At 59.9% G+C, this 25228-nt stretch carries 18 protein-coding genes; 10 read left to right on the plus strand and 8 right to left on the minus strand.

Annotated features, from left to right (window positions below):
• Positions 1 to 6 precede the first annotated feature (6 nt).
• Positions 7 to 1056, plus strand: a complete 1050-nt coding sequence (locus tag VSP_RS22750) for a galactose oxidase (RefSeq protein WP_198141214.1) — start codon at positions 7 to 9, stop codon at positions 1054 to 1056.
• Here VSP_RS22750 and VSP_RS36875 read toward each other — a convergent pair.
• Complete coding sequence (locus tag VSP_RS36875; RefSeq protein WP_009963584.1) at positions 1043 to 2464, minus strand: TCR/Tet family MFS transporter; 1422 nt, start codon at positions 2462 to 2464, stop codon at positions 1043 to 1045. The two genes, VSP_RS22750 and VSP_RS36875, sit on opposite strands and share 14 nt — an antisense overlap.
• Positions 2465 to 2652: 188 nt before the next feature.
• On the opposite strand from VSP_RS36875, the gene VSP_RS22760 reads away from it, so the two are divergent.
• Positions 2653 to 3213, plus strand: a complete 561-nt coding sequence (locus VSP_RS22760) for a hypothetical protein (protein WP_009963586.1) — start codon at positions 2653 to 2655, stop codon at positions 3211 to 3213.
• 131 nt (positions 3214 to 3344) lie between these two features.
• Positions 3345 to 5096 carry an apolipoprotein N-acyltransferase gene (gene lnt, locus VSP_RS22765; protein ID WP_009963588.1) on the plus strand — a complete coding sequence of 584 codons (1752 nt, stop codon included), beginning with the start codon at positions 3345 to 3347 and terminating at the stop codon, positions 5094 to 5096.
• Positions 5097 to 5108: 12 nt separating this feature from the next.
• On the opposite strand, the gene dprA is transcribed toward lnt, so the two are convergent.
• The 5 genes from dprA to ftsH form a co-directional block, all read right to left on the minus strand.
• The gene (gene dprA / locus VSP_RS22770) at positions 5109 to 6212 is read right to left on the minus strand and encodes a DNA-processing protein DprA (RefSeq protein WP_009963589.1); all 1104 of its coding nucleotides are present in this window, start codon (positions 6210 to 6212) and stop codon (positions 5109 to 5111) included.
• A gap of 237 nt (positions 6213 to 6449) precedes the next feature.
• A complete protein-coding gene (gene aroB / locus VSP_RS22775; protein WP_009963591.1) occupies positions 6450 to 7550 on the minus strand; it encodes a 3-dehydroquinate synthase in 1101 nt (366 codons plus the stop codon).
• 239 nt (positions 7551 to 7789) lie between these two features.
• Positions 7790 to 8686 (minus strand): tRNA (adenosine(37)-N6)-dimethylallyltransferase MiaA, encoded by an 897-nt coding sequence (gene miaA / locus VSP_RS36880; RefSeq protein WP_009963592.1) that lies wholly within the window; start codon positions 8684 to 8686, stop codon positions 7790 to 7792.
• A gap of 130 nt (positions 8687 to 8816) precedes the next feature.
• A complete protein-coding gene (locus VSP_RS43160) occupies positions 8817 to 9533 on the minus strand; it encodes an RNA recognition motif domain-containing protein (RefSeq protein WP_009963593.1) in 717 nt (238 codons plus the stop codon).
• Between the two features lie 523 nt (positions 9534 to 10056).
• Complete coding sequence (gene ftsH, locus VSP_RS22790) at positions 10057 to 12162, minus strand: ATP-dependent zinc metalloprotease FtsH (RefSeq protein ID WP_009963595.1); 2106 nt, start codon at positions 12160 to 12162, stop codon at positions 10057 to 10059.
• 255 nt (positions 12163 to 12417) lie between these two features.
• Here ftsH and VSP_RS22795 point away from each other — a divergent pair, with 255 nt between their 5' ends.
• From VSP_RS22795 to VSP_RS36890, 7 genes are all read left to right on the plus strand, one after another.
• A complete protein-coding gene (locus tag VSP_RS22795; protein ID WP_081452666.1) occupies positions 12418 to 16197 on the plus strand; it encodes an ABC transporter permease in 3780 nt (1259 codons plus the stop codon).
• An 87-nt stretch (positions 16198 to 16284) separates the two neighbouring features.
• Positions 16285 to 17205, plus strand: coding sequence for a hypothetical protein (locus VSP_RS22800; RefSeq protein ID WP_009963597.1), 921 nt, complete (start codon positions 16285 to 16287; stop codon positions 17203 to 17205).
• Entirely contained in the window at positions 17202 to 18050 is an 849-nt protein-coding gene (locus tag VSP_RS22805; protein WP_009963599.1) for a phytoene/squalene synthase family protein, read from the plus strand. The genes VSP_RS22800 and VSP_RS22805 overlap by 4 nt, the downstream gene beginning before the upstream one ends.
• A 172-nt stretch (positions 18051 to 18222) precedes the next feature.
• Positions 18223 to 19122: a hypothetical protein gene (locus VSP_RS22810; protein ID WP_029190685.1), complete on the plus strand. Its 900-nt coding sequence runs from the start codon at positions 18223 to 18225 to the stop codon at positions 19120 to 19122.
• A gap of 199 nt (positions 19123 to 19321) precedes the next feature.
• Positions 19322 to 20083 (plus strand): glycosyltransferase family 2 protein, encoded by a 762-nt coding sequence (locus VSP_RS22815; RefSeq protein WP_009963600.1) that lies wholly within the window; start codon positions 19322 to 19324, stop codon positions 20081 to 20083.
• A gap of 5 nt (positions 20084 to 20088) precedes the next feature.
• A complete protein-coding gene (locus VSP_RS22820; RefSeq protein ID WP_157211008.1) occupies positions 20089 to 20712 on the plus strand; it encodes a YajG family lipoprotein in 624 nt (207 codons plus the stop codon).
• 10 nt (positions 20713 to 20722) lie between these two features.
• Complete coding sequence (locus tag VSP_RS36890; RefSeq protein ID WP_198141215.1) at positions 20723 to 21466, plus strand: class I SAM-dependent methyltransferase; 744 nt, start codon at positions 20723 to 20725, stop codon at positions 21464 to 21466.
• On the opposite strand, the gene VSP_RS22830 is transcribed toward VSP_RS36890, so the two are convergent.
• Both VSP_RS22830 and VSP_RS22835 read right to left on the minus strand, forming a co-directional pair.
• Positions 21463 to 23208 carry a hypothetical protein gene (locus VSP_RS22830; protein WP_157211009.1) on the minus strand — a complete coding sequence of 582 codons (1746 nt, stop codon included), beginning with the start codon at positions 23206 to 23208 and terminating at the stop codon, positions 21463 to 21465. The two genes, VSP_RS36890 and VSP_RS22830, sit on opposite strands and share 4 nt — an antisense overlap.
• 117 nt (positions 23209 to 23325) lie before the next feature.
• A complete protein-coding gene (locus VSP_RS22835; RefSeq protein WP_157211010.1) occupies positions 23326 to 25155 on the minus strand; it encodes a hypothetical protein in 1830 nt (609 codons plus the stop codon).
• Between the last annotated feature and the right edge of the window lie 73 nt (positions 25156 to 25228).

Here is a 25228-nt window from a genome sequence, read left to right on the forward strand (position 1 = left end):
TCCTCTATGAAACATCTTCGTTCCCTCGTCTCAGGACTATCCGCTGCCCTTATCACCATGGCTACTGCCGCCGCCTCAGACCCTGCCTTGAAATGGGAGAAACTTCCCGCCCTGCCGGATGCTGAAGGTTTCGCCAGCATGTACAGCGGCGTCAGTCACGGCGTGCTCCTCGCTGCGGGCGGGGCCAACTTTCCGGGGAAACGCCCTTGGGAAGGCGGGACCAAAGTCTGGTATGACACGGTGTGGACGCTAAACCAGCCGACCGGAACCTGGCAAAAAGCTGGGCAGCTTCCCCAACCACTGGGCTACGGCGCGAGCGCGACCTGGGAGGATGAGGTGATCTGCGCAGGCGGCAGCCACTCTACGGGACATGTGGCAGATGCGTTTGCCCTGCGACTCGATCAAGGGAAGCTGGTCACCCGTTCCCTCCCCAAGCTTCCCAAGCCCTGCGCCAACATGAGCTGGGCGCTGGTGAATGAGGTCTTGTACATCTCAGGCGGGATTGATCGCCCGGACGCAACTTCGGCGATGGCCACTCTCTGGGCTCTCCGTCTGAGCGATGCGGCTGCTACCTGGCAAGAGCTTCCTCCCTGCCCGGGGACACCACGTATGCTGGCCGTAGCAGGGTCGTGGGGGGGAGCCTTCTATCTCTTTGGCGGAGCAGGTTTGCAGGCAGGCCCAGATGGCCAGGCCAGCCGCATCTGGCTCAAGGACGCCTGGAGATACTCTCCCGGTGAAGGATGGGAGAAGCTTCCCGATCTGCCTCGCGTGGTCGTCGCAGCCCCTTCCCCCGCACCCTCCATTGCAGAGGGACTCGTCATCACTTCAGGTGATGATGGCAGCAAGGCCGGGTTCAAGCCGGAAACCGGTCATCCAGGCTTTCCCAAAAGCGGACTTCTCTTCGTCCCTCGCACTGGCACTTGGTTGGAGCTTGCGTCCGTGCCATTCTCCCTGGCCACTGCCCCGGTCACTGCGTGGCAGGGAGGTTGGGTGATCCCCAGTGGGGAGGCTCGCCCTGGCTATCGCACCCCGCAGGTGTGGTTCATGAAACGCTGATCTTGTCCCGGCCCGGCTCCCGCACGTCCCGTTTGGGGCTTTCCGTCTTAGATGCCAGCGAAGGCTCCCACCCCTCATCCATCGGTGACTTCCGCCCGACCGCCCGCCAGGCCATCACCAGGCCGATCAAGGTCACCGCGGCGGCCCCGAGGAACGGCAGTCCCGGCCAGGAGCCGAGTGAAGCCTCTCCGAGCTGGGTGGCGGTCACCCCAGCGAACGCCGCAGGGCCGATGATGCCGGCAAGCTGAAACACCGTGGAACCAACCATTCCCGGCAGCCCGGGCTGCATCTTCTCGGGGTCTGTCCCTATCCCTATGGCAAACAGCCACGTCCAGAGAAGAGGCCCCACAATCCCTGCCACACTGGTGAGACTGTTGAGCGCACCTTGCACGGCCCCCTGCTCATCAGGGCCCACTTCGCGCGTAATCATCGCCTGCGCAGCCGGCCCAGCAATGCAGCCCAGCGCTCCAACGACAAGTACCAGATAGACCACCCAGCCTTGGGTAGCCAAGCCGTACCCAGCCATGCCCAGAGCGGTTGCCAGCAATCCCAAGGCCAGGCCCTTCCGGTCTCCCAAGACGCCAAGGATCTTCCCTGCCAGCCCTCCCTGAACCACCGCCATGAGGATTCCGACGATGGCCAGCGATGCGCCAACATGCTTCGTGTCCCACCCATACCGGATGCCGGTGTACAGGACCCAGAGACTTGGATAAATGTTCTGCGCCAGGTGAATGACGAAGTGCGTCTCGGCCAGACTCACTACAATGGGCCACCGACGCAGCGCCATCAGTGACCGGATCGGATGCGCACTCGCCCACTGAAAAGGGCGACGGTTCTCCCGCTTCACCGATTCCGGCAATACAAAGAGCCCGTAGAGGAAATTCAGCAATGTGATCCCCGCAGCCACCAGGAATGGAACCCGCAGCCCCACATCCCCCAGCCAGCCCCCCACCAGAGGCCCGGCCACAAACCCTAAACCGAAGGCGGCACCGATCATCCCAAACCCGGCCGCCCGCTTCTCCGGCGGCGTGACGTCGGCAATGTAGGCGCTGCATGCGCTGAAATTCGACGCCGTAATCCCCGCAATCACCCGACCCACAAAGAGCCACATGAGACTGGGAGCCCAGGCGAGTAACAGATAGTCGAGACCGGACCCCAACAACGCCAGGAGGATGACCGGACGCCTGCCGAACCGGTCAGACAAGCTCCCCAGCACCGGCGAGAACACAAACTGCATCAAGGCGTAGATCGAGCCCAGCCAGCCCAACGCATGAACGGCATGCGACACATCCCCGCCCTCCATCTGTTGCACGAGTTCGGGAAGCACTGGCACGATAAGCCCGACCCCGAAAATATCCAAAAACAGGGTGATGAAGATAAAAATAACGGCGGGCTTCGGACGGGCCATCGGCGACCATAGCGAGGACCTGATCGCGGGTGATGAAAATGTTTCCTAGGGGGAAAAGAGGTTGATTCCCGAGATTTGTTTATTTGGCCGCAGCCAGGTTCATTCCACTGCCGATTTATTTTCAACGGATGAATAGATTTCTCAGCAGCCCAGTCAGTTGCAGGGTGACACTCTTCCCCCAAAAAGCCATGAAACTGAACCAGTTGCTCTCCACCGGATTAGCCGCCCTTGCGCTCATCCCTCTTCTCGTCATCCCTGCCAGCGCCGCGCCTCCCAAGGGAGATCGCGACCGTAATCGCATCCCCGCCGCAGTAACCCAGCTCGACAGCACCTCCCATCAGCTGGTGGACGCCTATGAGTCGGACCTCCGCCGTTACAAGCATGGGCCCCCTCGTGGCAGTGAACGCCGCTTTCTGGAGGCCACCCGCAGTTTGGAGGCTGCCAGCCATACCCTGAAATCGGACGTGGAATCCCGCCAATCCCCCCGTAAGCTACAGGGTACCTTCTACTCGCTGAGGAATGCGATGGATCAAGTCTCCCAGTCCAGCCAGGACGTGCGCCTGACGGAGCGGACCCGGAGCCTGCTCTGGCAAACCCGCACCCTGGTGAAACAGGTGGAGGACCAGAAAGGTTACCTCTTTGCCCGTGCTGAAGACAGGGACCGTCATGATCACGACCATGACCATGATTACGACAAGGGCCGGCCCCGGGGTCCTGGTGGGATTCTGAAGAAGCTCTTCGGGAACTGATCTACCCTCCTTGCTTTCAGCGTGAGTCACTGGCGTGGCTCACGCTTTTTTTGGGGCAGCTCCCTGACCAGCCCACACCTGCCATATCCGCCACTTGCACGAATCTCCCGTTTGCATGAAGGGAATGCCCCATGCGGCTCACCCGTTATCTCCTTGCCCTTGCGGGCGGATTTGCCCTCACTTTTGCCTACCCTCGCTGGAACATCGGCCTGCTTGCCTGGCTCTGGATCTTCCCCGTTCTTTACGCTCTCTGGAGCAACCGGCTCTTCAGTCTGGAGAAAAAGAAGTCCAGAGTGCGACACGGATTCAAGGTCGGCTACACGGCGGGACTCGCCTTCTTCGTGCCCAATCTCGCCTGGATACGGCATTCCTCCCGGGTGATCCATGGAGCCGTCGGCAACGAGTGGATGGGCTGGGGCCCCGAACTGATGGGCATGGGAGCGGTGCTCGGGTTGAGTTTTTACCTGTCTCTCTATTGGGGCCTGTGGGGAGCGTTCGCCGCATCCATCGCCCGCCCTCGCATCAGCGCGGACGGATTGCCGACCGCCGGAGATTCAGGAAAACTTTTCAGCGTCTCTCTGGAATCTCTGCGGTCTGCGTTCCTCACGGGTGCCATGTGGGTGGCCTGCGAGTGGCTTCGCGGCATTGTCATGACCGGATTTGGCTGGAATGGTCTTGGAGTCGCCCTCCACTCTAACATTGCCATGATCCAAAGCGCGGATCTGGTGGGGGTCACCGGCCTGTCCTTTCTCCCGGTGTTTGTCGCCGCCATCGGGTACAACACCGTGCTGCGTTTTCGGCAGGAAGTCCGCACCTCCCGCGTCCGTCCCCATGCGGACTTCTTCCTCGCCATCTGCCTCTTGCTCGCCAACTTCGGTTACGGTGTGTATCAGCTCTCCCGCCCCTCAGGAGAGTCAGTGCGCCTCAATCTCCTGATGGTGCAGCTCAACCTGCCCCAGGGTGAAAAGTTCCTGGCAAGGGGTACGGGTGAAGGGGTCGAGGAAATCTACCACGGACTGGCACGGCTCACCGAGCTCTTCGTGACCCGTCCTTCGGACAACAAACCCGATCTCGTGATCTGGCCGGAAAGCGCCCTCCCCTACCGCTTCCATGATCCCAATCACATTCCCTTCCTCAACGACGTGCTCGGCATGGGAGACTTCTCCCTGCTGACGGGGACGGACATCGAGCTCCCCAATGAGGCAATGTACACCGGAGCCGCTCTCATGAAAGGGACCTTCGACAACCACCAGCTTTATCAGAAGATCCATCTCGTTCCGTTCGGCGAGTACCTGCCGCTCCGGGAGATCCCTCTGGTGCGTGCCGCATTGGGGAACGTGCTCCCGGGCGATTTTCAGCCGGGCACTTCCACCGAGCCTCTCCTGCTTGATCGTCCTGAAGGCGTCCAGTTGATCCCGCTGGTCTGCTTTGAAGACACTGTGGGTCGGCTTGCCCGAAAGTTCGTCCGCGAAGCCCCCCAACTCATCGTCAACCTGACCAACGACGGCTGGTTCCTTCAGAGTGAAGAAAACGAGGTTCACCTCGCCAACGCCATCTTCCGCTGCATCGAACTGCGTCGTCCCATGGCCCGGGCGTGCAACACGGGAGTGACATGTTTGATCGACGCCCAAGGTCGCATCCCCAAAGGTGCCAAGTTGATGGACCGCAAAGGCAGCGTCTTCACCAAGGGAGTTCTGGATCAACAGGTCAAGATTGAGAAGAAACCGGAACTCACGTTCTACGCCCGCTTCGGCGATCTGTTCTCCATCGTCATGCTCAGCCTCTGTGGACTCACCATCGCAGGGAAACTCATCTTCTCTCGCAAGAAGAAGACCGCCCCATCTCAAACGGGTGAAGCAGCTTCAGGAGTCAACATGCGATAAAGAACCAAGAACCTATACCAGCCTCACATAGAACTTCCCGGGCAACGGTTTCACCACGCGTTTGATCTCCAGTTTCATGAGGGTGGCCGACACCAGTGAACCGGAGAGGGGGCTGCACCGTTCAGCGATTTCATTGATGTGAGCCTCTCCTGATCCGATGGCTTCGAACACGGTTGCCTCGTCTGGAGCAAGCGTGACGCCCGGCTGCACACTTTCCATCTTGGGCGCTTGCGGCTCAGTCGGGAAGAGTGTCATCAAGTCGTCCAGCACATCTCCGCCATCCAGGATGAGCTTGGCCCCCTGTTGGATGAGCCGGTTGCAGCCTTGCGATGACGGCCTGTCGATGTTGCCTGGCACCGCATAGACCGTCCGCCCCTGTTCCACGGCTTGTTGCGCCGTGATGAGAGATCCGCTTCGGCCCGGAGCCTCCACCACCACAATCCCGCAGCTCCATCCGCTCACAATCCGGTTGCGCATGGGAAACGTCTGCTTGTCCGGCGGACAATCCACCGGGAATTCACTGATCACGGCCCCGTTTTCAGCGATCTTCTCTGCCAGGGCTTTGTTTTCTGGCGGGTACAGTTTGCCGTGACCTGAGCCGATGACCGCAATCGTCCGCCCCTTGCTGGCCAGCGCCCCCTCGTGGGCCGCAGTGTCGATGCCTCGCGCCAGACCGCTGATCACACTGTAGCCGGCATACGCAAGCTGGAAGCCCAGCTTCTTGGCCGTGCTCAAGCCATACTGGGTGGCATGCCGTGAACCCACGATGCCGATCCCATGCTGATCCCGCGGGAGCAGCGTTCCCTTCACGTAAAGCACCAACGGCGGATCATAAATCTGTTTCAACAGCTTGGGATAGCTCGCGTCCTCCTGCGTCAGGATGGTGAGCTCTTCCTCCTCGATTCTCCGCAGTTCCCGGCTCAGATCCACCCGATCTTCCCACCCTGCCACCACTTGGGCCAGCTCTTCCCCAAAGCCCTCCACCCGCTTGATATCCGACGCCAGAGCCGACAAGGCCTCCACCGGCCCACCAAACCACTCCACCAAGCGCCGCACCCGAACGGGACCGATTTTGGGAAGAAGGTTGAGAACGAGGTAGGCTTCGGTACGGGTCATGGGAGGACAAAGTGGCAATGGTCAGCGCGAAGAAAAACAACTACTCATTTGTACAGTTGTCTTCACGAGTGTCAACTCCCACCATGTCGCGCTACTTCCTGCAGCGAGGTCTGCATCTCATGCCCGTGCCCTAGCAGCAAAGGGTCCCTCGATCACGGCGCTTGATCCCCAGCGCCCCAGCGTCTTGGACTGTTGCCAGAAAGTCTGCACCAATAATCGAGGCTGCCTGAAAACGCTCTAAAACCGCAGCCCTTTGATCGCAGTGATGATGTGCGCTTCGGTCACTTCCTTGCTCACGTAGGCATCGCCCAGCGCCCGCAGCAAGACAAAGCGAATGCTTCCTTCGCTGAACTTCTTGTCGTGTTTCATGTAGTCCAGGATGGTCTCGGTGGTCATCCCTTCCGGAAGCCGGGTAGGCAGGTTGAAGAGCTTCACCATGTTGGCGATCTTCGCGCGACCAACAGGCGGCAGTCCGGCAAGCTGAGCGGACAATGACGCTGCCGCAATCATGCCGAGGCTGATGGCCTCCCCGTGCAGTAGCTGACCATAGCCTGCGCTGGCCTCAATGGCATGGCCAATGGTATGGCCGAAATTGAGCAAGGCCCGCTCCCCCTTCGTTTCATGTTCATCCGCTTCCACAATGCGGGCCTTGATTGCCACATTGCGGTGAATCAAAGCGGCAAGATCGCCTTTGCCCTCTGCCACTTCGGCGATGGCTTCAAACATGAAGGCATCCCGGATGGCGGCGTGCTTGATGATCTCCGCGAATCCCTCACGGTACTCCCGTTCTGGAAGGCTGGAGAGGGTGTCCACATCTGCCAGCACCAGGCTGGGCTGGTAAAAGGTTCCGAGAAGGTTCTTGCCCTCCGGCGTGTTCACGCCCGTCTTGCCGCCGACACTGCTGTCCACCTGGGAGAGCACTGTCGTGGGCACTTGAATGAAGGGAATTCCGCGCAGAAAAATCGAGGCGGCAAATCCGGCCAGATCCCCAATCACGCCCCCGCCGAGTGCCACGAGAAAGGACTTCCGGTCAAGGCCGGCCTTCAGCATTTCCCGGCACACATCTTCCACTACGGACATGGCCTTGCTGGGCTCTCCAGCTGAAACGGCAACCAGAGTGGCCGTGATCCCGCTCTGCTCCAGGCTGTCGATCACCGTCTGGCCGTAGAGAGGCTCCACGTTGGTGTCCGTCACCACCACGCACTTTTTCCGTCCCAAGAGCTCCGTCGCGTAGGTGCCCACGTGCGGGAGCAAACCGCTCCCTACATAGACATCGTAGCTACGTTCGGCGAGATCGACGCGGACAGAGAGGCATTCAGACATGGAACCCTCAGTCATGAACGGGGAGGGGCCGCGTGCAAGCAGGTTTTAGCGCCTTCCCCCTCCCTTCTCAGCCTCTCCTGCAGCCAATTCTCTTCCAAGGGATTGCCCCAGTGCCACCTCATGGCATGGGTTTAATAAGGAAATGGGCGGCATAAATACGGCCATCTTTTCAGCTTCCGTTCAAGGAACCAGACGAACGCCCCCCCTTTCCGAAAGCTGGTTGATCCGTCCCCCTAGATCTCTTCAGGCCCGAATCAATCTACAGCCAGCCAGTCGATTTTCGGCCATTCCCGCTGCCCCTCCGTCATCTCCAGCACCTTAAACCCTTTCTCCCGCCGGAACCACTTCTCCTGCCGCCGGGCGTACTGCCGGGTGGCAAGCTGGAGGGCTTCAATCATCTCGATCTCAGACAGCTCCCCTGCCAGATGACGACGCACCTCATTGACCCCGATGGCTTTATCGGCTGTACCAGAAAGCTCCCCTGCCGCGGCGACCTCTTCTACAAGTCCAGCCTTCACCATGTTCAGAACGCGTTGGTTGATGCGGATGTCCAACACCTCCTTGGGCCATTGCAGACGCATTCCGCGATAGGCTGGCTCTTGCAGCTTCCATGCGGAACGGAGTTCAGACTGAGGCTGACTGGTAAGGAGGCAGATCTCCAAGGCCCGCGTGACATAGCGGTCGTTCTTCAAGTTCACCGTCGTCGCAGCGTGGGGATCCCGCATCAACAACCACGCCACGCGTTCTCTGGCAGTGAGGTGCTCGAGCTTCGAACGCAGGCTGGCGTCTGACGGCAGAGGACTCAAGCCGTGCGTCAGCGCTTTGACGTACAACCCGCTGCCCCCCACCACGATGGGCACCTTTCCCCGTGACGCAATCTCATCGATCACCTGCCTGGCCAGCTCGGAGTAGAAGGCCGCATCCCCCACCTCGGTGAGAGCGAGCACATCGTAGAGATGATGAGGCACCCTTGTTCGCTCCTCTGAAGTGGGTTTCGCGGTGCAAATATCGAGCCCCCTATAGAGCTGGAAAGCATCAGCATTCACCACCTCCCCACCCCAACGCTCCGCCAGTTCCACTGCGAGCGCAGACTTCCCTGAGCCGGTGGGGCCGACCACAAAAAAAGGTTTGATGACAGGGCTGACGGACACAAAAGCAGGCAGTTAGAAACTAATGCGCAACTCCAAGGTGGGACATCACCTGTCGCGCACAAGAAAAAACCGCCTGTCAGCAAGAAGCCGACAAGCGGTTGAAGAAGGTCAATCTCCGTAAATCTCTTGCCTAGGCGGCAAGAGTCGGGCCGGGCTCTTCGGACGTCTCCGGGGAAGCGGCAGGTGCTTCAGAAGACTCCCTCCGGGGCTCCTCTTCATCACGAGGAGACATGGGCTTTGCGCCGCCCACCACAAGGGGCCGCCCCATGAAGTCTTTGCCGTTCAGATCGTCCACGGCCTTTTTCGCCTCGTCCACGCTCATCATGGTAACAAAGGCAAAACCCTTGGAGCGCTGGGTGCGGTTGTTCACCACCACTTCAGCATTCTTCACACGGCCGGAACCGTTGAAGAGCTCAAAGAGGTCACTCTCAGAAGCATCGTAGCTCAGGTTGCCCACATAGAGGCGCTCTGTGGTGACTTCCGTCGAAATCGGGGCCTGCCGCGGGGGACGGGCTGGTTTCGGACTGGACTCAACACGGGACTTGGCGGCTTCACGATCACCACGGGCGATCGGGCCAAGTTCACGGGGGGCTTTGGGTTGCGGAGCAGGTTTGGCAGGAGCTTTGGGCTTGCCAAGCAGACCGAACGTCACCACCGAAAGGAACTTCTGGAATCCAGTAGGTTCAGGGGGCTTGGAGCGGTTGGGGCGGAAGTTTCCGCGGGTATCGCTGTTGCTGCTATTGCTGCTGCGGGTGCTGTCGGGGCGGTTGTTGCTGCCACTGCGGTGGCGGCGGCCTCCACGGCGCCCATTCGGGCGGCCGGAGCCATTGCTGTTGTAGTCGCTCATCGGAACGGTATTTCGTTTTCTCTGGTTTCGGAGCGAAGCATGACCAGGGCGTGGCACGGCACGGATCCGCAGAAACGGCAGATCCAGCTATATCCGAAGCGAACGGAGAAAGTGCGGCGCGACTGGGGCTTCGCATGCAGTTCTGGCCACCGGCGGAGACGGCTGGCATCGCCGAAGATGCACGGTGACGGGTCAAGGCAGCACAAAGAGCTTCCGGAGTCATGGATGACTGGAAGGAGAGGCGGTTAGGTGCTTTTCGCGGGCTTGGGCAGCGCATTTGCGAAGCATTTCCAGGACTGGGCCTCAAAGCGGCATGCTTTGACGAACTGACAGAAATGACAGTACTGGGATGCGCGGGGTGGCGCAAGGGGTTTTTCCCGAGGCGAATTTTTGCCCCGCAACCCCTTCAAGGTCAGCGAATACACGAAATCCCGCAGGGGGAGGTTTGACCGGACCACAAAAAAGCGCCTGCACGCTGGAGAGCATGCAGGCGCTTCTTTTGAAAGAATCGGGAGATCAGGAATCAGGCCGGGACACCGACAACACCGCCAGGCAACCCGCCCTCCTGCTCGTCCTCAGCAGAACTGGCAGTGCGTTCAGGGGTAGCCTTGGGTACGGGAGGAGGCGTAGGAGGCTTGGGTGACTGGGGAGGATTCTGAATCTTACCGGTCTTCATGATCTCCTTGATGTGGCTGCCGTCGAGCGTCTCAAACTCCAGAAGGGCATGGGCAATGGCGTCCAGCTTGTCCTTGTTGGCGAGCAGGATGTCTTTGGCCTTGGAATAGGCTTCGTCGATGAGACGTTTCACCTCCTCGTCAATCTTCTGAGCGGTGGCACCACTGTAGTTGCGAGAACGACCGAGGTCGCGGGCCAGGAAGACGGCTCCGTCCCCTTCTCCGTATTCCACCATGCCGAGCTTCTCGCTCATGCCCCAGGCGCAAACCATGCTGCGGGCGATGTTCGTCGCCTGGCGGATGTCCCCCATGGCTCCGTTGGTCACATCGCTGAACTGGACTTCTTCAGCCACTCGGCCACCCATGGCGACCACGAGGTCGTCAAGGAGCTCACTCTTGCGGTGGGTGAATTTGTCCTCTTCAGGCAGCCACATGGTGGACCCGAGGGAGGGGCCGCGAGGGATGATGGTCACCTTGTGCAGGGGATCCGTATGCTCCAGAAGTTCGATCAGAATGGCGTGTCCCGCTTCATGGTAGGCGGTGTTCTCCTTTTCCTTCTCGCTCAGAGCAAGGCTACGGCGCTCACGGCCCCATCGCACCTTGTCACGGGCTTCCTCAAGCTCGGGAGTACCAATGGCCTTGAGATTTTTGCGAGCCGCCAGAAGGGCCGCCTCGTTGATGATATTGGCAAGCTCCGCACCGGAGAAGCCGGGGGTGCCACGGGCCACCTTGCTGAGGTCAGCGTTCTCGCTCAGCTTCACGCGCTTGGCATGAACGCGGAGGATTTCCTCACGACCCTTCACATCTGGAAGGCTCACCGTGACCTGACGGTCAAAGCGGCCCGGACGAAGCAGGGCGGGATCCAGCACATCAGGACGGTTCGTGGCGGCAATGATGATGACACCTTCCTGAGTGTCGAAACCATCCATCTCCACCAGCATGGCATTCAGCGTCTGCTCGCGCTCGTCATGTCCCCCACCGAGCCCATGACCACGATGGCGGCCCACGGCATCGATTTCGTCAATGAAGATAAGGCACGGGGCATTTTTCTTGCCCTGCTCGAACATGTCACGCACACGGCTGGCACCCACGCCCACGAACATCTCGACGAAGTCGGAACCGCTAATGCTGAAGAATGGCACGTCAGCCTCACCTGCGATGGCCTTGGCGAGGAGCGTCTTACCCGTACCAGGAGAGCCGACCATGAGCACGCCCTTGGGGATCTTGCCACCCAGGCGCTGGAATTTCTTGGGATCCTTGAGGAATTCCACCAGTTCCCAGACTTCTTCCTTGGCCTCTTCCACGCCGGCCACATCCTTGAAGGTGATTTTGTTACGGTCCTGGTTGAGAAGACGGGCCCGGCTCTTGCCAAAGCTCATCGCTCCACGGCCCGCCATCTTCATCTGCTGACGGATCAGGAGGAACAGGCCCACAAACACCAAGATCGGCAACAGGGTGAAGAAGATCGTGCCCGTGTAGTTGGAGGCATACTCAGGCGTGATGACGATGAGCTCGACCTTGGACTTGTCCAAACCAGCTTTCTCAGCGGCAGCAAGGCGGGCGTCGTTGGCCTTTTCGATCATGCGGTGCAGCTCGTCCTTTTGGAAGGCAATGTTCACCTCCGTGGTGAAGCTGCCTTCGGCCGCAGGGTTTTTGCCGTCAGCGGAAACTCCCTTGGTGTAATAACCACTGAGGTACTCAGTGCCAGTGCCCTGATTGGTCACCAGCTTGAGCTCTTTGTCCTTGGTGGAGATGATCTGGTCGTTTTCCAGGAGTTGCTTGAACTCGGCAAACGTCTTTTTGCCACTTCCCCCCAGACTCTTGTCCTGGTTGAGGAAGAAGGCCCATGCGATGATGAGCGCGGAAGCGCCGAGAAGCACCAACCCCTTCCAGTTAAACTGGGGCTCGGGCGTCTTGCGGTTGTTGCGCTGGGGATTCTGTTCTTCGTCGAACATAGTGAAATAGTAAAAGAGGGCTTTAGGAAGGATACACCGAACGGAGGTCGTGGAAACCCTTAAATTTCGGAACGCTGACGCTCAGGCAGCGGACGCACCCGATTGCACGGTCCGGCGGCTGAGCAAGGGTTTAGTGACAGCGTTGTCAAGAATGTTCAAGCCCTGAGTCATGCTCAGGGCCAAAAAGCGGCCCAGCTCATGCACTTGCCCTTGTGTGCGCCCGTATGCCATGCCTAGTTTGCGCCTTCGTTACCCATGACGCCGCCCGCCGAATCCCAGCCGACTCCTCCGCGCCCCAAAAAAGGGGCTGCCCGATCGGCTCTATCGCCGTTGGCAGGTGGGCGCTCAACTTGGTGGCAGCGCCTCCTGACCCGTTTCACGGGCCGTAGCCCGGATTCAGCGGGCAACACCATGCTGCCGGTGCTCATGGAGGTATTTGCCGGGTTCTCCAAGATCGATGGCTCCGTCATGGAGGAGGAGATCGACTCCAGCCTGGGGTTCATGCGGTATGATTATCCGGAGGCCATTTACTCGGAGCTGCGCCGCATCTACTTTGAAGCGCTCCAGAAGCCCCAGGACCTCAGCGCCCGGGCTCGCGACTTGAGTCGCAGCTTGACGGTCGAGCAGAAGATTCTCCTTGGCGTACAGCTCTATCTTCTCATTTCCCGCTCCGAGAACTCCCGGCAACAGCTGGTGGAATTCTACCTGTTTATGACGAACCTGGGCATTGCCGCCCAGGCCATCGACATTGTCTATCAGCTCAATGCCGAGGACAAACCCGCAGATGACGGGGAGTTCCGCAGCAAAGGCGGTCAACCTCTGGAAATGCTGCGCATCGCAGCCCACGAGCCATGCGACGTGCTCCTGCGCTCGTTGGGCGAGGACTGCTCAGTGGCCGCGTTCCGGTATCAGAACCTCCTGCTGATCAAAAACGTCGGTGCCACCTCGGTGCTGGTCCGCAGCCGCACCCTGCGCCCCGGCGATTTCTCGCGTCTGTATCAGGGTGAGCGCGTGGTACTGGACGACGTCTCCCTGGATTACGCGGATCTCATAGGCTACTTCAATGCCAAAAAGAACCTCACGGGCACGCAGCTCTACCTGACCCTCACCGATGAGGGCAGCGCTGAGATCTCCCAGACGCGCAGTCGAGGCACAAATCTCCGCATCAGCTTCGGCCTCGGGGTCACCATTGAGGCGTTGCGTGACACCGACGCCAAGATCAACGGCAAGCGGCTGCGCGAAGGCACCGTGATTGAGGCGTCGATTGAAGACAAGATCATAGCCAAGGATGAACTGGAGATCTCTCTTCAAGAACTGCGCCGCCGTGCGCGGGAGTTCGGAGAGCAATTCCGCCTGGAGGGCAGCCGCAACACTTACCTCGTCTCCAACAACCCGGACTTGCTCGACGAGGGGGACATCCTCCTCTCTCAAGATGGCGACGGAGAGATCCTGCTCAAGATCATCTGCAACTACGAGGACAAGACCGGTGAGCTGGAAGTGCTGCGCGCCGACCGGCCCATCCTCGTGGGGAACATCCCCATCAAAGATCGGGCCATACTTAACGACGGTGACACTCTGACCCTCGGGGAGGGACAGTACCTGCGCTGCCACTTTGCCGACCGGATCATCGAGGAGGAACGCAACATCATCCGGCAGGTCGAACTGCGCGAGGTGGGGCATCGTTTCGACCAGCGTGACACCGCGTTGGACAGCATCAGCCTCACCGCCCGGCGCGGAGAGATGATCTGCGTCATGGGCCCGAGCGGATGCGGCAAGAGCACCCTGCTCCGCACTATCGGCGGTCAGTTGAAGCCCCGGTTCGGAGACATTCAAATGAATGGCTTCCCTCTCTATGAGAGCTTGGACAATCTCTGCCCATACGTCGCCTACATTCCGCAGGAGGACGCTTTTGACTCCCTTCTGAAGGTTCAGGAAAACCTCGACTTCTCCGTCGCGGTGCGCTGCCCTCACCTGCCCGGGGACGAGAGGCGGAAGCGCGTCGACGCCAAGCTCGTCGAGCTTGGCCTCAATGAGATGAGAGGCCGGCTTGCCGGGACCCCTCAGCAGAAGTTCCTTAGCGGTGGCGAGCGCAAACGGCTCAATGCGGGCCTGGACATGATCGGCATCGCGGATGTGTACCTCTTCGACGAGCCGACCTCCGGCCTGTCTTCCAAGGACTCCGAGCACGTTCTGGACCTCATTCGATCCCTGGCCCGCAACAAGATCGTCCTGGCGTCCATCCACCAGCCGAGCATGAAGCTCCTGCAGATGTTCGACAAGGCGCTGCTGCTCGACAAAGGCGGAAAGATGGCCTACTTCGGCACGCCGCAGGGCATGCTCGAGTATTTCTGGCAGGCATACTGCGAAGAAACCACCCCCCAGGAGGAGAATGCGGCCCCTGTACCCATGCCGGACATGGTCACGCCGGACCTGGTGTTCGACGTGTTGGAGACGCCTCTTCGCGATATCAGCGGCGACATCATCCATGAGCGCACCAGCGATGGCCACTTGATGGCCGCAAGGCGGTTCCCGCCCAATTTCTGGCGCGACCGCTACCAGACGCATGTGCTGATGAGCAGCATGTCGCAGTCAGAGACGCGGCGGGAGAATGCCCGCCGGGAGGAGTCTCGCGGGGAATCGCTTGCACAGCAGCGCAAGCTGCCCAAGCCCCCCCATCTCACCATGCGGGAGGAGTCCATCCTCTTTGCAACAATGATAAAGCGGGCCTTTCTGAGCAAGCTCAGGAACCGGGCAAACCTTCTGACCACCCTGCTGGAGGCCCCCTTGCTGGCCTTTCTCATCTCCATGGTCCTCCGGTACTCTGAGGATGACTCCTACACCTTTGCCAGCGCCTTTCACATCCCCACCTACCTGTTCCTGACCCTGGTGGTGGCCATGTTTTTGGGGCTGACAAACAGCGCGGATGAGATCATCCGCGACCGGCCCATGCTAAACCGGGAGCGAAATCACAACCTCCGGGTGCGGTACTACATCATCGGGAAGATTCTCTCACTCTCGACCTTCTCACTCATCCAGTGCGTGATCTATCTGCTCATTGGCAATGCGGTGTTGGAGCTCCGGGAGATGTTTGTCGTTCACTTGTTCTGGATGTTCATGACTTCCCTCACTGGGGTCTGCCTGGGGCTGCTTGTCTCCACCCTCGTGCACGACATCCGCACGGCGCTGAACATCATCCCTCTGCTGCTCATCCCCCAGATCATTCTCGGCGGGGCATTGATCAAGTACGAGGAAATGAACCGCAACCTGGATTTCGTGTACTCCATCCGCCAATGGTCGGCCAAGGGTGAGGACAAGGACACCTCCGAGGCCAGCAAACTCAAGGTTCCGCTGATCTGCCAGATCATGCCCCTGCGCTGGTCGTATGAGAGCGCGATCATCTCCCAGGCCAGGCTCAATCCGCTCAGCCGCGCCCAGTCCATGCTGGAGGACAGAATTCAGGGCCTCATCAACCTGCCCCGGCACATCCCTATGACCGAGGAGCAGCGGGCGGATCTGGATTTAACAAAGCAGGCTCTGGCCGTAGTCTCAGGATTGCAGGATGTGGACGCCTCTGGAGTCAGCAGCCGGCTGCGACGCATCCAGGAAAGCGTCTCGAGAGGCCACCTCTCTCCCGAAGACATGAAGCTGAAGAAAGGCGTCAGCGCGGAAGAGATCTACGTAAACCGCAAGGTGCTGGATCTGGTGACCAAGGCGGAAATGGAACGTGAAGACTACCGCCGCACCGCCAGCCCCAACGTGTTTTTCGGCACTGTAAAGACCTACCCCCTCTTCGAACCCTCGGCCGCAGCCCCAGGATCGGAGGAAGAAGAACGGGCCACAGGCACCGTCCTGGGTGAATCCCGGGTGAGCAGCGCCACCGCAACCACTGGCAACAACAGTCGCAAGGTAAAGCCCTGGTGGCAGGAGTTGCGGGTCCCCACTCTCTGGATGAACTTCATCGTCATGATGGTCACCCTTGTCATGGTGATTGCCGTGCTGGACGTTTCCCTACGACGCCAGCTCTCCCGGGTATGATGACCGGCTGATCCCCATGGCTTCAGGCCATTTTGCAGCTTGTCAGTGACAACCCCGGCATCCTTCTGTATTTCCTCGGGCTGACAGATGCCTTCCTTGTCACCCTATCAAGATGCCATTCCCTTTCTCTGGCTGGGCGGATTCGCGCTCTGCCTGGGACTGCATCTCTTTCTTCACCCCCTCGCAAAGGTGTTTCGCCAGGCACTTCATTGGCTGGGCAGACACCCCGCCCCGTTGCTGTGGCTCACCGCGAGCCTCACCTTTTCCCGCTTCTGGGAACATCGGCTGGGCATGCAGGGAGAAACCATCGAGGCAACTTCGGAAGGGTGGACCATGGAAATGGCCCCCTGGCCCCACATTTTTCTGCATGGCCTGGCCAACGCATGGCAGCAGTTTGGCCTCCTATTCCACCGGGTGCTGGCGTTCCCCTCCTTTTGGCCAGGCCATTGGGCAGATGCGACCCTGCAGGCGTTGATTTGCGCCTTTACCCAGGTGTGGTTTGGCTGCTACCTCATCAACACCCGCAATATTTTCACCGAAGAGGGCCTCTCCCTTCGTCAGACCTTGATCCGGTGGCCAAATGTGATTGCGCTTGCCGCCTGTCAGTGGCCTTGGTGGTGGATCCAAAAACAACCCGGACCGGAGTGGAACTTTGCCAAACAATGGCTCCTTCCCGAGTACCTGCTCTTCCTGGCTCCCCTACCCCTGGCCATAGCCACCTTGCGCGGCAGCTTCTTCCATGTAGGAGAACTAACCCTCCAATGGTGGCTGCAACGCGGGAAGTTGCTGGCATCGTTTTCCGTCACCGCGCTTCCCATCCTCGCCCTTCTCCACTTTTGTTTAGGGGTTCTTCCTGATCAGATTTTGGGAAACTGGCTTATGGCAAGATTTCTCATGGAAGCGGTTCTCGTCGCCACCATCCATTTGTGGCTTTTCGTCAGCGCTGCCTTGCTTCTCCTGTGGGGTGGGTATGTTGATGATGCTCCCGTTTCCCTCGAAGAAGCATGACCCCTGGCGAGTCCGTCACCAACCAGATCGCACGACGCAGCAAGTCGAACCTCGCGTTCGCCCTGTCAACGTTGTCACGGACCCGGAAGCGGGACATGATGACCTTCTATGCATTCTGCCGGGTGGTGGATGACATTGGAGACGAAGACACTGCTGGAGTGGAAGTGCGGCGGCAATTGCTTCAGGAATGGCGTGACGGCCTGACGCAAGGGTTCCCCCATCCTGACGACCTCCAGAGCGAGATCGCAGAACTGCCCAAGCGTTATCCGATCGATCGCGCCATGATGGCAGAAATCATCGACGGGGTGGCCAGCGATCTGGACCATCGGTTCTATGAAACCCATGAGGAGGTCCTGGCCTACTGCTACAAGGTGGCCTGTGTGGTGGGTCTGGTGAGCATCGAAATTTTTGGCTACACGAACCCTGCGTGCAAAAACTACGCTGTGGCGCTGGGTTATGCCCTGCAACTCACCAACATCATCCGCGATGTCGGCGAGGACGCCCGCAACGGCCGCATTTACCTCCCTTTGGAAGACTTGAGACGCTTCAAAGTCACAGAGCGCCAGATTCTGGAAGGACGTCCTCCGGCGAGTTTTGAAGCGCTCATGGAGCATCAGTACCAAAAGGCAATGCACTTCTACGCGGAAGCCGAGAGGCTCCTTCCGGAGGAGGACCGGCACCGCATGCTCGCCGCAGAAATGATGGCCCAGGTGTACAGCGAGATTCTCCAGAAGATCCGCAAACACCGGTTTCAGGTCTTTGGTCGCCGCATTGGATTGAGCAAGCTTCGCAAGTTCGCCATTTTGGGTGCCTACACGGCCCGTGGCTTTATGCGAGCAGTCTGAGTCACCCCTTTCGGGGCTGGAGCTCAGATGTGCTGGTGAATAGACCTTGGGAATATCTCGTCAGAAGCGTCCCCCCAATCTTGGATTTGCACTGACCAGCCCCCGCCTTGGCGGAAACTTCGGATTCCCAAAGCACTTGCAACTCCGTCGATTTGAACCACCTTTTTTCGTCATGAAAACGCCCACTCAGCCCGGTCTCACCCCCCTTTTTGTGGCCGCGGCCCTTCTCATCACACCTGTCAGCCAAAGCCTCGCGGCAGACCGCGCCCCCTCCCAACCGCCCGAGAAACTCGGTTCCCGAATCGTCAATTTTTTCAAGGGTTTGGTGGACCGTGACGAGTCACCGCCCACCTACAACGAGTATCCGCCCACCCGCCCCCCCTATCCACCGCAAGGACAAGGTCGGCAGCCCCGGCGTTACAATTTGGATGCTCCACCGCCAATCCCAGGTGGCTCCGGCGAATATGAGCGGGAAAACTACAGCCAGCCAGAACGCCCGACGCCTCGCCCTCGCACCAATGCCGCCCCTACCCCTGATGAAGAGTATGATCCGCCGATGAGCCGGCAGGGCCCCAGCTCAGGCCCGCGGACGCAACAGGATCTTCCCTACGAGTCCCCACCGTCAGAACCTGCAACGCCTACACGGCAGAAGCCGGCGGAGCCACCGTCCCGCCGCCAGGAGCCTTCTCCATCGCTGGGTAAAACGCAGGCACCCAAGAACAACGCGCCCACAGGTCAAAAACCAAATGAGAGCCCTTCGAAGCCTGCTAGCGGCAATCACTCTCCAGTCACCACGACTTCCAACTCGCCCGTGATGACTCCAGACAGCACGCCAACGCCAGAGCCACGCCGCCAGGAGCCCGTCGCAGACGAGCCGAACACCACCGCAAACTTGAAACCCTCCACGCCAAGCCCGGCCGCCTCAGGCGCACCGCTGGTGGGATCCAAGACCGCCAAGCCAGGTCGCGTGAAGAGCCCTTACCCGCCTTACAATGAGTTGGACGTGACTGGCCTCTCCAGCGGATCACTGGCAATGGACCCCACGACTCAGAAGGTGTTTCGCGTGCCCTGAGTCGTAGTTCCTACAACTGCTGCACTGACCTGATCAATTGTGGTGGCTCTTATTTTTGGATGCCCGCCTTTGGCAGGAGGATGCCGCAGGCCAGCTATGAAAGCCCCGCAATACACCGCCGGTTTGTAGGGATTTGTCCAATCAGGCCCTCAAACAAGCAAACCTTTGCACGGCGTAACTTGCCTGCTAAGACAGCGCGATGCCAGAACGCTCCCGTACCCACCTTCTACTAATCCCCTCCTTCAACACGGGCCCAAAGCTCGTGGAGACGGTGAAGGGAGCGTTGGAAGAATGGTCACCAGTGTGGGTGGTGGTGGATGGCAGCACCGACGACAGTGAGAAGGCGGTGGAGGCGCTCCTGCCCGAGCACGAAGGCGACCTCAGGATTCTCAAACTGCCGGTAAACTCCGGCAAAGGATCGGCCGTGTTGCAGGGCACGACAGAGGCAGTGGCCCAAGGCTACACCCATGTGCTGACCATGGATGCCGACGGGCAGCATGCCTCCGGCTCGATCAGGAAATTCATGGAGGCTTCCCAGAGCAAGCCGGAGACGGTCGTGTTGGGCTTGCCCCAGTTCGACAGCAGCGCCCCCCTCATCCGCCTGCGTGGCCGGCGGATCGCGAACTGGTGGGCCCGACTGGAGACGATGTCAGATTTGGGTGACTGCCTCTTCGGATTTCGCGTGTATCCTGCAGCACCGCTCATACAGGTCATGCAAAAGACCCGCTGGGCCCGCCGCTTTGACTTCGACCCGGAGGTGGCCATGCGCCTAATTTGGAGAGGTCACCCTCCGCTCAATGTCCCCGCTCCGTGCCGATATTTCACCAAAGCCGAAGGCGGAGTGTCCCACTTCAACTACTACCGGGACAACGTGCTGCTCACCTGGATGTTCACCCGGCTCTTCTTAGGCTTTCTGTTAAGACTTCCAAAGTTGCTTGGAAGGAAGCTCCGTAGTAATTAGTTCTTATGAGATTTCCCGCGACGCTGCTTAGATTCTATATGGGTGCCGGTATGGCGCTGATCCTCGCCGCCTGCTCTTCGACGCCGGTCAGCCTGGACTACCAGCCAGGACTGAGCCAAGGCCCCGTCGGACCTCGTCGCGTGGCTGCTGGCCGCTTCGCCGACTTGCGCAACGATCACCCCTACTATTTGGGAACCGTCAAAACGCCAATTGGGACACCGATCGAAAACATCATGGCCAATGTGCCGGTGGCAGAACTGGTGAGGAACGCTTTCGCGCACGGTTTGAGCGCACGTAAAATGTTGGTTTCCCACACCACCGCACCGTACATGATCACCGGGGAGATCCTCGAATTGCGCTGCGATCAGGTCGTCAGACCTGCAGCATATGTGAAGATCCGCGTGAACGTGGTGCGGTCTGGGGGCGGTCAGGTGCTTTTCAGCCGTGTCTACTCGGGTGAGCGGGAAATGGGGGCCTACATGCCCGGCAGCGGTTCCCCAATTCCTGTGTTGCGGGAGTTGATGTCCCGTGCCCTGCAGGATGTGATTGACCGGGCACTGGATGACAGCGCCCTGCGGTCACGGCTCAAGTCCCCAGCGTCAGGCAGCTACGGTACTGATCTGCTATAATCGCCCCTCGTTGACCCCGCTTCCTCCAGCCCCGGCTCCAGCGCCTCCCCCCCTTGTGGCGAGGCGGCCGGATGCTCATCCACTTAAGGTGGTCGCCCGGAACATTTCAGGGCGATATGGCACACCGTTCGACCGTCACTTTGCCTACTGGAAGGTGCAGATGGATCCGCTCTACCAAGGGGTCGGCGGGCTGCTTGCAGGCTCGTCATTGCCTGTATTGGACGTGGGTTGCGGAACCGGTCTGCTTTGCTTTTATCTCCTCGAACGCGGTGCGCTGGGTCCGCTGCATGGGTTGGACTTCGATCCTCACAAGATCGCTGCGGCGAGGAAGGCCGCCGAGGCCTTGCCCAACCCCCCTGTGTTCCATCAGGGGGATGCTCGGGATCCCTGGCCCGACATCTCCGGTCACGTCTGTCTCCTGGATGTACTGCACTACCTGCCCGCCGATGCTCAGGCCCCCTTGCTTACCTCCGCAGCCCGTCATGTGGCCTCCAATGGGCGACTGGTGATTCGTACGGGCTTAAAGGCAGACCACTGGCGCTACCGCGTCACCCTCATGACAGACAGGCTCATGAACCGCCTGAATCTCATGAAATCACCGCCCCTCTCCTATCCAGAGCAAGGGCAGTTGGAAGCAGTGCTGCATGAAGCAGGCCTACAATTGATCTCGGCGAGATCCCTCCACGAGGGCACCCCCTTCAACAACCACTTGCTCATCTTTGGGCGGAACCCGCAGGAGAGCAGTGCGGCCTAGCGGCGTTGGCGGACATTCTTCCCGCCCCCCTGGCTGACCAGATTCCCTTCGCGGTCCAGAACGGATTGTGTCCACTCCATGACACCATCCCGGGGAAACACTGCACGGGTCACCATGCTGTACCCCGTAAGATCATTGGTGGCAGTCCAGATAAAAGTCTTCGTCGCGGCGTCGTAGGTTCCCTCTGCCACGCTTGGCGAGTCCGTGTCCTTCGCCACGATCTGGGAATGAAACTTAGCCGTCAGCTCATCAAACTTCATGATCATGGAGCTGTACACCGGTGACTGCGTGGCGGAATCGATCGTGACGCTGCTGTCACGCATCAATTGGGTGCGTGACGAATTCCAGTTGCAGATCATTTTCACTCGAGAGTTGGCCTGGCCGTTGATTGTGCCTGACCACTCTCCGACATAGAGGTCCAGCGGCCCTTGGGCACTCGCCCGGGGCGCAGCAGTCACAGCAGGGGGTGACACCGGGACCGCAACAGCGGTTTTGGCAGGTCTGGCAACAGCATCCTCAGTCACCGCAAGGGCTTTCACCGGAACAATCTCGCCTCCCGTGAAAGTTGCGCGGAAAGCCATCAGCCTCGTCTCTTCGCCAACGGGCCGGGCAAACAAAATCCAGCGACTTTGATGGGATTCGCAGTGACGGACGAGTGGCTCACCGCTCGTCGCAGCATCAGAGAGTGGATCTTCTATTTCCACGGTGAAGGCCGCGCTTGGCAGAGGCATTTGCCACTTCCAGCGCACAACCATGGCACCACCCACCACGCGCTGGGGCTCCGGTGTGGCCGCCAATGGCAAAGTCGGCAGGCTGGAAAAGGTACCGCCCGCTTCTTGCATGGTTTTGACCAGCAGTCCCCACTTTTCGTCTGGCCAGTAGAGATCCAAGACCCGACCCACATAGGCGGGAGGTCGGGAGAGATCCGGACGCACATGGTTCACCACCCGCCAGAAGAGCGAGCTGGGCACGCGCCCCTCCACCACCTGCAGGCTCCCACCCTGAAAACGAACCGGCTGCCCAGGCTGAGCGACCAAAGAAGGGCGGCTGGCAACCGGCAGGATGAAAACCGAGTGGTGCAGTCGCCCCCCTGCCCCCTGTAGCAAATGGCCCGACACCGCCGTGGCTTGTTGCAGGCCCGTCTCCCACTGGTGCTCCAGTTCCTTGCCTGCCTGACTCCCTTGCAGACTCGCCAGCACTCCGGCTGTCCGTCCTTCCATGGGGGCGCGAAGCAATCGCGTCAAGGTAAGCCCCTCCTTCAGCGACTTTCCGGGCGGGCACCAAGCTCCCAATGCCGCAGCGATCTGGAACTTCGCCCCATGCGCCTGAGCCACCATTCGCAACGTCAACCCCGGCTCCCTCACGCCGCCCCCCGCAGGCATCGGCACCACCTGCCCACCGGCGGAATCAAAATGAGGGCTCACCGTCCCAGCGCCGACTGGCAGCAAAAAACCTTCGTCCACGATCACTTCGCCACCGCCCGTGGATCGCCAGCGCTCCAGTTCCTGGTTGAAAGCGGGTTCACTAAACTGCGCACCTTTCTCCACCAGTTGGGTAGCACTTTCCACCACCACAAGGCGGCAGACCAACACAGGGACATCGTCATAAGAGGGAGGTCCCGCAGGAGCCATTGCCGCAGTTACCGGCTCCTGGACTTGCAAGCCCCCCCATACCGCCGCCAAGATTGCACCTTTAAGGACCGGCCAGCGATGGGAGTGAGTGACGCGACACGGAGAAATCATGGAAGTTATGGATAAGCTACAGTTAACACAGAACGGGTTCCCGTTCCTGTCGTCAAATGCAAAGCGCAATGCCGCAAGGACGTGTTCTGCCACCACTCCATCGCACCTGCTGAGCCGTTAGCGCTTGATCCGCACACTCCGCCCACCCTCGTTGATCGCCTCTTCACCACTTGAGTGGGTGAGAACCTGACGCCACTCCATCACCCCCTCCAGAGGGAACATGGCTGTAGTGACCATGCGGCTGCCGGTGCGCTTGTCCACTGAGCTCCACGTGAAGGTCCGCTTGATGGCATCCCATTCACCATCGGCGATCGCCGGAGGCGTCCTGGTGGTGGGCACCATGCGTGACTTGAAGGCCCCGGTCACCGGATCACGGCTCAAGATCGTGGTGTTCAGGATGGGCCGGGAATAGCCTGGCTCCATGTCGATCTTGGTATCACGGGTCAGTTCCTGCCGCTTTTCATCCCACATGCAGCTGAGGCGCATGCGAGCGTTGGGGCGACCATAGATCGTGCCCTGCCACTCTCCTACATAGAGCTGGAGCGCTTGAGCGGCTGGCACCGGAGCCATGGGAGGAGCCTCAGGAAGCGGGGGGGGACCTTTGGGCTCGGGCAGCGGGGCCACGGGTGCCGGAGCGGGGATTGCTGGGGCGGTGGACATGCCCGCGGGCGGAGCATCTGCAACCGCAACAGCACGGGAAGGTTCAACATTTGCCGCTTCCTCAAACTGTGGTCGAAATGCAAGCAGATAGGTCACGTTGCCAGCCAGTCGGGCGAAGACTGTCCACCGATGTTGATGAGATTCACACAATGCCGGAAGTGAGATGCCAAACTGGTCTCCAGTGACCTTCGTGCCGCCGCTCTCAGAGGTCATGGTGGGGCAGTCCAACTTCAGCAAATAGCCTTGCGACGGCAGCTCGCTGGCGAGGGAAATACTGACGTTCATCTGCGGGGAGTTCAGCTTGATGGAAGGTTTTTCCGCCGAGAGCCGGGCATCCGGCAGGTTGGCCCAAGCGGTGCCCGCCTGCTTGGTCAGATCCGTGAAGGTCTGCCATTCGGCATCGCTCCAAAAAAGCTCCAGGATACCTCCCCCCATCACCTTGGGACGGATGATGTCCGGCCGGGTGTTCTTGATATAGCTCCAGAAAGTGCTTGAGGGCACCGCTCCCCCGACCATCCGCAAGTCGGCTGACTTGTACTGCTTGGGCAATCCGGGCTGATCGATCCATGATGGCCGGGAGGAAATGGGATTCAGGAAGACTGTACAGTAGCGCCCTGACCCTGCACCTGACTGGCACACCAGGGCCGTCACCGTCTGCAACGCACTATTCCAGGCATGCTGCACTTCTGGACCCTGCTGGCAGGGCACTTCGGTGAGTTTGGGCCCCAAGCTGCTCACAGGAGCCGAGCCGGCCACCATCGCGGGATTGTCCAATGTGGCGAGGCTGTCCTTGAGTGAATGGCCCGACATCGCCCAAATGCTGAGCTTCACCTCGGAATGGAATCCATCTGCCGAACGGCTGGACTTTAGGCGGATCGCCGGGCCAGGAGACCGGTTGTCCTGGGTTCCCATCATGAGAGCCCGCCCGCCCGCACCACTGAAATTCGGATCTATGGCTTGGGCGCCTTCAGGAAGGATGAACCCCTTGTCCACCACCACATCGACAGAGCCCCCCGTACGCCACTGCTGCAACCGGGTGGAAAAATCTGCTTCAGAAAGCTGCGCGCCATGTTCGACAAGCGGACGCCGGCTCTCCAGGATGACCATGCGGTAGATGATGACCGGGATGTCATCGAAGGACGGCCCCGTCTGGGTGCCTCCTCGATAGGCCTGGGCCTGCAACATTCCGCCCCCGGAAAGCAACACCAACCCCAGACACAATACAACACGGCGGAGAAACTCCCCGGAGGCGAATCTTCCTAGGGCAAGAGATCGGGTCAGCTTCATGCAAGAAACGACCGCAAATGAGCGATGCCAGACCCTGCCGTCAAACGCTATTCAGTACAATCGGCACCGCCCG

Source organism: Verrucomicrobium spinosum DSM 4136 = JCM 18804 (assembly GCF_000172155.1).
Taxonomy (GTDB): domain Bacteria; phylum Verrucomicrobiota; class Verrucomicrobiia; order Verrucomicrobiales; family Verrucomicrobiaceae; genus Verrucomicrobium; species Verrucomicrobium spinosum.